General features: G+C 63.7%; 4 protein-coding genes and 1 pseudogene. 2 read left to right on the top strand and 3 right to left on the bottom strand.

What is annotated here, in order from left to right; genetic code table 11:
- Window positions 1-441, top strand: a pseudogene (locus ACXJL8_RS35015) (nucleoside hydrolase); the annotation flags it as partial.
- Window positions 442-554: 113 nt separating this feature from the next.
- Here ACXJL8_RS35015 and ACXJL8_RS35010 read toward each other — a convergent pair.
- The 3 genes from ACXJL8_RS35010 to ACXJL8_RS35000 form a co-directional block, all read right to left on the bottom strand.
- Window positions 555-1,493, bottom strand: coding sequence for a YVTN family beta-propeller repeat protein (locus tag ACXJL8_RS35010; RefSeq protein ID WP_456618868.1), 939 nt, complete (start codon window positions 1,491-1,493; stop codon window positions 555-557).
- Between the two features lie 2 nt (window positions 1,494-1,495).
- A complete protein-coding gene (locus ACXJL8_RS35005) occupies window positions 1,496-2,062 on the bottom strand; it encodes an SRPBCC family protein (RefSeq protein WP_456618867.1) in 567 nt (188 codons plus the stop codon).
- A 926-nt stretch (window positions 2,063-2,988) separates the two neighbouring features.
- The gene (locus ACXJL8_RS35000) at window positions 2,989-3,756 is read right to left on the bottom strand and encodes an AAA family ATPase (RefSeq protein WP_456686451.1); all 768 of its coding nucleotides are present in this window, start codon (window positions 3,754-3,756) and stop codon (window positions 2,989-2,991) included.
- A gap of 270 nt (window positions 3,757-4,026) precedes the next feature.
- Between ACXJL8_RS35000 and ACXJL8_RS34995 the strand changes: the two genes are divergently transcribed.
- Window positions 4,027-4,409: DUF1217 domain-containing protein (locus tag ACXJL8_RS34995; RefSeq protein WP_456686450.1), on the top strand; the 383-nt coding region annotated here is incomplete at its 3' end.

The following is a 4,409-nucleotide window of genomic DNA, read 5'->3' as shown; positions in this document are numbered from 1 at the left end:
GCGCTGGAATGGCCGCACACGATCGAGTTCAATCTCAAGCAGGACGTCGGCGGCGCCCAGGTGCTGCTCGACAGCGGCGTGCCGCTGGTGCTGGTGCCCTGCAAGGGCGTCACCTCGCACCTTCACAGCACGGTGCTGGAGATCGAGCGCCATGTCGAACCGCACGGCAGCATTGGCGCATTCCTCGCTCAGAGATTCAAAGAGTATTCGTCCGATCATCTGGGGTGGGCGAAAGAAATTTGGGACATGGCGCCCGTCGGCTGGCTCCTCAATCCCGATTGGGCGCCGAGCGTGATCATTCCGGCCCCGGTCCTGACCGAGCAGATGACCTGGAGCATCGACCGCAGGCGGCATGCGATCCGCTACGTGACCTATGTGGATCGCAATCCGATCCTGAAGGATTTTTTCCTGAAGCTGAAGGCGTTTGCCGGATCGAAATAGGGCTCAGTGCCGTAGGGTGGGCAAAGCGAAGCGTGCCCACCATTGCGTTCCGAAGCAGCGGAGGTGGGCACGGCGCGTTGCGCCTTTGCCCACCCTACGCACCTACGCCACCCCTACTCCGTCCTCCGCAAGAACGCCCCGAACGCGCGCGGGCCGTCGCCGGTCTTGACTTCGCCCACGACCTTCAGCTCGGCCGCGTCGATGATGCTGAGCGTGTTGCTCTCCCAATTGGCGACGATGATGCGCCTGCCGTCCGCGGTCACCGCAATCCCTTCCGGGTAGTCGCCGACGGTGATGCGCTTGACCGGCTTCAGCGTCGCCAGATCGAACACGCTGACGGTGCCGCCATACTGGTCGGTGACGAAGCCGCGGCCTTGCGCCAGCGCCACCGCATAGGGCCGCATCCCGACCGGCACGCGGTCGATCTCGCTACCCCCGGCGATGTCGATCACGGAGACGTCGTTCGAGCCGACATTGGCGGTATAGGCGCGCTTGCCGCCGGCATCGATGGTGACGCCGAACGGCCGTGTGCCGACCTTGATGATCGCCTTGCGCGCGCGCGTCGCGGTGTCCACGACGGAGACGCTGTCGTCGTCGCGGTCCGCCGAAAGCAACAGCCTGCCATCCGGCGTCACCGCCAGCCCGGATGGCGAGGCGCCGACGGCGATGCTCGCCACGACGCTGCGCGTCGCCGCATCGATCACCCGCACCGCCGCCGCGTACCAGTCCGCGACATAGACCGTGCTGCCATCGGGTGCGACGGCAATGCCGAGCGGCCCACCGCCGACCTCGATCCGCCCCATCACCTGGCGCTGCACCGCATCCACCACCGTCACCGCCTTGGCATCCGGGCTCGTCACATAGGCAAAGCGACCGTCCGGGCTGACCGCCACGCCGGCCGGCTTGCCGCCGATCGCAATGGTCGCGACCGCGCGCGAGGTGGCGAGGTCGACGACCATCAGGTCGTCGCTGAGCTGGTTGGTGACGAAGGCCTCTTCCGCGGATGCCTGCGCGATGCTGGCGGCAAGCGCCGCCAGAACCAGGGCTCGCACGGTCAGCTTCCGCTCTCGATCTTCTTCTTCAGCGCCTCGAGGCCCGTCTGGTAGAGTCCCTTCACCGCCTTCACCGCGGCCTCGTCGCTCAGCTCCGGCGGCGGATCGTTGTTGGGAAAGCCGCGGTAGAACGCGCCGGCCCATTCCAGCGTCGAGCCCTTGCCGTCGGCGCTCGGCGCCACCGTCAGCGTCGAGGAATAATTGGTGACCGGCAGCACCTTCACGTCGACGGCGGTGATCCGGTAGGAATAGGTCATCGCGGCGGCATCGAACTTGTAGAGCTCCTCGTCGACCGTGGCGCCTCCCGTCAGGGTCAGACGCCTTGTCGCGCCAATCTCGTTGCCCTTCTCGCCCTCGGTCTTGGTGACCGGCGGGAGCCAGCTCATGTCCTGGAAATTGCCGATCGCGGCCCAGACCTTGGCCGGGGCTGCGTTGATCTCGATGGACTCCCGCACCTTCTGCCGGGTCGGCCCGTGAGCCCAAACCGGCTCAAACGCGGCCGTCAGAGCTATCCCCGCCACCGCCAGCGCCGCCACCCCGGCGACCGCCGTTCCGATCGTCATCCTCATACCGTTTCCTCACTCTTGAATCTGCGCGACTTGAGGCGCGCTGAGGTCATCGTAGCGCATTTTTGGACCGTGGGGAGACCGGTTCGTGGCACGGCTGTGGCGAGGGTCGATCCCCGCATTCACACCATCGCTTGAGTTGCCCGACGGGCAAAACACGCCAGACCGGGGTCAATGCATCAGGATCAAAACAATTCGCTTTACTAGAATTCGGAATTATCGCATATTTCGGCCATCCCAACCCGGCCGAGGGGCGTTATCGCGATCGTCACGACACGCGGGATGGGACGTGGTGGACGCGGGCGGCGTCGGCGCGAAGGTGGTTTGCAGGGCGGGTCACTCCGTGAGCAGCTACCTGCGCGCACACGACCGGTGCAGCCTGCGTACGGCAAAATCGCGTGGTCCTGGCACCCGGGGTCTGTGTGCCAAGTCTTGCGGTGATGTGTGCTGCCCGACCGGGCTCGCACATCAGCCATCCGCAAGGCGACGGGGGCAATAGTGCATCGCTCCCCGGGGAGAGCGCGACATAAGCCGTAAAACCACTGCGCAGGGAAGGCCGGATGTTTGGCTTCACCTGTATGCCGCTGTGCATCTGTTTCCAGCGCAATTTGCGCACAGCGGACCGCGGGTGCCAGCCGGCACCCGGCCTTCCCTGCGCCCTCGGCACTTGCGAGGTTGGCGACGACAGCAAAGCTCGGGCAGTTCATGCCGCGAGAATGCGAAGCCGCGCGTATGATGTGGGCAGCAATGCAAGATGAATTCGGGCTCGTGCCCCGGACGCAGCGCAGCGCCCCTTCGGCGGTGCGCTGCAGAGCCGGGGCCCATGCAGCGGGAAACGGCACGGCTTCTGGGTCCCGGCTCTGCGCCGCAACGCTCACGCGTTGCAGCTTGTCCGGGACACGAGTGTGAGCGTCGGCTGCGCCCCTCACCTACTCCGCCAGCGTCGCCTCCACGAACCCGCGCGGGTCGTCACAGAACTCGCGCATCAACCGGTAATGGTCAGTCTCTTCCACCGTCACCGGCTCCAGCCCGTATTTCCCGAGCCGCAGCAGCCGCGCGTTGGGATAGGCCATCAGCATCGGCGAATGGGTTGCCATGATGACCTGGCAGATGCGGGAGTCTTCCATGCGTCGCAGCAGCTTCAGGAATTCGATCTGACGCGCCGGCGACAGCGCCGATTCCGGCTCGTCGAAGATGAAGATGCCCTGACGCTGGCAGCGCTCCTCGAAGAAGCGCAGAAAGCCTTCGCCATGGGAGTGCGACAGGAAATCGGGGCCGGYCTGGCCGGCATCGCGTGCGGCCTTGTCGAGATATCGCGCCACCGAGAAGAAACTCTCGGCGCGAAAAAACCAGCCATGGGTGATCTTCGGCAGCCAGCTTGCGCGCAACGCCTTGGAAAGCTGGCCGCCCATCTTCTCCCTCGCTTCGGAGTGATCGACCGGCATGTACCCCTTGCCGCCACCGGCATCGTCATAGCCGGCGAGCGCTGCAATCCCCTCGAGGATCGTCGACTTCCCGGTGCCGTTCTCTCCGACGATGATCGCGATGGCAGCGTCGAAATTGAGCTCGAAATCATCCGGAAAGATGGGCAGGCAAAACGGGTACGCCTCGCGATCGTGAACTTGCGACGGATCGAGCCAGACCCGCTTCAGGTAGGGCGCCGGCAGGTTAATCGTGCGATTGCTTCTTCGGCTCATGCCCGGCTTCCAACCCATTCCGATCGATCTCTTGATCGGAACATATCAAGAACACAATCCTCACGAAAGCTGCATTTGAGAAACATATAGAAACAACTAGACACAAACTCGATCTGCGTCACTTGGAGATAATTCAAACCTCAGATTGTAAGCAGGAACGCCCAAAAGACGCAGCTCTGAGACGATGTGCTGGCATGAGGCCGGCCCCCACCTCGCGACCCGGCAATGATTGACGGACGTCCGGGACCGTAACGCCGCGAGGAATGCGCGATGGTCACAACGTATTTCAGCTACAACTACATTGCGCACAATCTCAAGCAGTCGCTGACGCGGGTCGAACAGCAACCGGACGTGGCGCGGGAGGCCGCCTATTACAAGGCCAACATCGGCAAGGTGAAATCCGTCGACGATTTGATGAAGGATTATCGCCTCTATCACTATGCCATGAAGGCCTATGGCCTCGAAGACATGGCCTACGCCAAGGCCTTCATGAAGAAGGTTCTGGAGAGCGACCTCTCCGACTCCACCAGCTTCGTCAACAAGCTGGTCGACAAGCGTTACCGGGAGTTTGCGGCGGCATTCTCCTTCACCAGCGGCACGAAGCTCGTTGCGCAAACGGAGCACCAGACCGACGACATGATCGGTCTCTACAC

It is taken from the genome of Bradyrhizobium sp. P5_C11_2, assembly GCF_054049755.1.
The sequence above is the reverse complement of the archived record's forward strand: the minus strand, read 5'-3'. Positions and strand labels throughout refer to the sequence as shown.